The sequence below is a fragment of the Lactobacillus nasalidis genome, assembly GCF_016587775.1.
GTDB lineage: Bacteria > Bacillota > Bacilli > Lactobacillales > Lactobacillaceae > Lactobacillus > Lactobacillus nasalidis.
In genome coordinates, this window is sequence record NZ_BOCG01000218.1 from 1 (window position 1) to 233 (window position 233).

Here is a 233-nt window from a genome sequence, read left to right on the forward strand (position 1 = left end):
AGAGGGTGAGAGCCCCGTAAGCGAAATCCAAAGAAGGCCTATCAGTATCCTGAGTAGGGCGGGACACGTGAAATCCCGTCTGAATCCGCGAGGACCATCTCGCAAGGCTAAATACTAACCAGTGACCGATAGTGAACCAGTACCGTGAGGGAAAGGTGAAAAGAACCCCGGGAGGGGAGTGAAAGAGAACCTGAAACCGTGTGCCTACAAGTAGTCAGAGCCCGTTAACGGGT

Annotated in this window: 1 rRNA gene; it reads left to right on the forward strand. The window is 53.2% G+C overall.

Annotation, left to right across the window (positions count from 1 at the left end):
• Positions 1 to 233, forward strand: a 23S ribosomal RNA gene (locus lacNas_RS03630); the annotation flags it as partial.